This window comes from Terriglobus sp. YAF25 (assembly GCF_052113305.1).
GTDB lineage: Bacteria > Acidobacteriota > Terriglobia > Terriglobales > Acidobacteriaceae > Terriglobus.
In genome coordinates this window covers 1-3,166 of record NZ_JBFRCY010000558.1, presented here as the reverse complement: position 1 = coordinate 3,166, position 3,166 = coordinate 1, and the positions used below count along the sequence as shown (strand labels likewise).

The window sequence follows — 3,166 nt, the reverse complement described above, 5'->3', positions numbered from 1 at the left end:
GGCTCCATCCCTGGCCAGGAGATTCCTTCCAACTACGGCGGCGGCGTGAGCGAGTACCAGTGGCACATTCCGCTCATCTTCAAGAACACCGCCACCAAGCCCGAGCTTGATGGCCACTTCGATACCGCCTACCCGGACTTCAATCTCAAGTTCCCTGACCAGCTCCGCGTCAGCGAATTCATTACCCAGTTCGATAAATGGGTCACCGAGCGCAATGCCGGTAAGGACAACATGCCGCAGTTCGTGATGTTACGCATGGGCAATGATCACACTGCCGGCACTGCCGTCGGCTCGCCCACACCGCGCTCCTCCGTCGCCGATAACGACCTCGCAGTCGGCCGCGCCGTGGAAGCCCTGTCACACTCGCCCTACTGGGACGACACCGCCTTCTTCATCCTTGAAGACGACGCGCAGGACGGCGCCGACCACGTTGACGGCCACCGGTCGATTTCGCTGATTGTGAGCAAGTACTCGCCGCGTAATCCAGAGCCCTTCATCGACCACAGCTTCTACACCACGGTCTCAGTCCTGCACACCATGGAAGACCTTCTTGGTGTTCCGCCGATGAACAACAACGACGCCTTTGCTCCACTCATCGCGCCAATCTTCGCAGGCAAAGGCGATCAGCCGGCCTTCACCGCGGACTACACCAATCGCGACAACAAACTCATCTACCAGGCCAACACGCCAAAGGCTCCGGGAGCGAAGCAGTCCTCAAAGATGGACTTCACTCACGAAGACCGCGCCGATGCCCGCCTGTTGAATATCATCCTTTGGCGTGACGCCATGGGCGACAAACCCGTCCCGCAGATGGTGCTTCATCCCCACGGCCAGAAGAAGGACGATGACGACGACTAGGAGCTAAACCGTCTCTTATCTTCGCCACAGAAAGGAAGATCGAATACAGTTCGATCTTCCTTTTTTGTTTGTCATTTCGCAGCGACCAATGGGAGCGGAAAAATCTGCTCCTCTACCACCCCCACTCGATACTCAGCTCCCAGCGAACTTTGTTCGCTGACAATTCGAGCAAAGCTCGAATTCGTAGTGCTTAAGGGCACCGCTTCAGCCGTGCCGTACAAAGCCCCAGGAACAGCGGCTAAAGCCGCATCTTTTACCCGCGCTGTACTGGCACGGCTGAAGCCGTGCCCTTAAGCAAAACATTCGCACCTACGGCGCGAAGTGGTTGCGCCACGCGCAACGGTGCTCTGCTTTTAGTCAGCGGGACAATGCAGCGAAGCTTTCCTGCTTTGTCCTTTCGTAGCCCCGCGGAGAAATCTGTTTCTCTATCAACTCCTCTTCTTTTATTCATCCTCAAGCACTGGTGGAAACACCGGAAGAAGCATCTACTAGAGAGGACCGCRGGGAGAGGGAGAGCATGGTACAGATCAAACGGAGTTGGGTCATCATTGCAGGCATCGTGCTTCTGGCACTCGTCGGCTTCTTCGCCGTGGGCCACCTTCTTGATGCCGACACCTATCGCGGACGCATCGAAAAAGCGCTCTCGGACTCCCTCGGACGTCCCGTGCAGTTAGGACACCTCGACTTCTCACTCTTCTCCGGAAGCCTGAATGCTGAATCGCCCTCCATCGCTGACGATCCGGCGTTCAGCAATCAGCCTTTCCTTACCGCGAAGAGCGTTCACATCGGCGTTGAGGTACTTCCGCTGCTGCTGAACCGCCAGGTCCACATCAACGGCTTCACGATCGATCAACCGAAGATCGTCCTGATACGCGCCGAGAACGGTACCTGGAACTACTCCAGCATCGGCAGCGAAGGCAAGCGCAAGGCCCCCACGGCGGAGACCAACGACCTTATTCCCAACCTGACCGTCGGCAAGATCGATATCAAGGATGGCAGCGTCACCATGGGAACGCTGCCGCAACAGGGTCAGCCGCACGTCTACAGCGATCTCAACGTCAGCGTGCAGAACTTCTCGTTCGCCAACGCATTCCCCTTCACCGTGAACGGTAAACTGCCTGAAGGTGGAAGCATCGCGATCACCGGCAATGCCGGCCCGATCAATCAGCACGATGCTTCGCTGACCCCACTCACTGCGCAGATCGCGCTGAAACATGCCGACCTGGTCTCAGCCGGACTCGTCCAGCCCAGCCAGGGAATCTCAGGCATCGCCGATCTCGATACCAAGGTCACTTCGAATGGCCAGACGGCACAGGCCGATGGCAAGCTTCATCTCGCGCAACTGAAGCTGGCGAAGAACGGCACGCCGTCCTCACAGCCTGTCGATCTGCAGTTCAACGTTAATCAGGACCTGCAATCGCTCTCCGGCAAGATCAACAGCGCAACCATGCAGGTAAGCAAGGCCGCGCTCGGCCTCGCCGGAACCTACACAACCCGCGGCAACACCACCTCGACACAGATGAACGTCGATGGCAAGAACATGCCTATCGATGACCTGGTCGCCTTCCTTCCCTCGCTCGGTGTACAGTTGCCCTCCGGCTCGCGACTGCAAGGCGGTACCCTTACCCTCTCGCTCGATGTCGCAGGGCCAACAACAGCCCCCGTCATCAGCGGGCCTATCCGTATTGCAAATACGCAGCTCGCAGGTTTTGATCTGGGACAGAAGCTCGCCAGCATTCAGGCGTTTACCGGAGCGAAGACCGGATCGAACACCACCATCCAGGCCTTGAGCACCAACCTGCGTTACAGCACCGAAGGTGTCCAGACGAATAACCTTGCAGCCATCGTGGCCGGACTCGGCTCAGCCTCCGGCAACGGCTCCATCAGCGCCAATAATGCGCTCAACTACCGCCTGCTGATCAAGCTCGACTCCACCGGCATCGGCGGACTCGCCACACAGGCCGCCAGCCTGTTGCCCGGTGTCTTTGGGTCGACGGTGAGCCAGGCCACAGCGAATGGAATTCCGGTGACCATCGGCGGCACAACCGCCAACCCCACGTTCACACCTGACATAAGCAAGCTGGTTGGCGGAAGCACACAACAACAAAAGCAGAACCTGCAGTCCAATCCGTTAGGAAAAGCTCTCAGCGGGTTGTTTCATCGCTAGCACTACTCCCTCGAACAAGCCTCTGCCTCCAGAGACGCCGCTTCGATGCATACGGTCAAGGACCTTGTCTTCGCTATACTTTGCACTGAAACAGATACAACAACACATCAACTCTGGAGAACGCCTGTGTCCCCGCTCAGG

General features: G+C 57.9%; 1 protein-coding gene and 1 pseudogene. Both read left to right on the top strand.

Annotation, left to right across the window (positions count from 1 at the left end):
* Positions 1-858: pseudogene (locus tag AB4043_RS20030) on the top strand (phosphoesterase); the annotation flags it as partial.
* A gap of 517 nt (positions 859-1,375) precedes the next feature.
* The gene (locus AB4043_RS20025) at positions 1,376-3,025 is read left to right on the top strand and encodes an AsmA family protein (RefSeq protein ID WP_442301084.1); all 1,650 of its coding nucleotides are present in this window, start codon (positions 1,376-1,378) and stop codon (positions 3,023-3,025) included.
* Positions 3,026-3,166 lie beyond the last annotated feature (141 nt).

Bases quoted from the DNA above. Each gene is read 5' to 3' on its own strand.
- AB4043_RS20025 (WP_442301084.1), top strand. From the start codon at position 1,376: ATGGTACAGATCAAACGGAGTTGGGTCATCATTGCAGGCATCGTGCTT.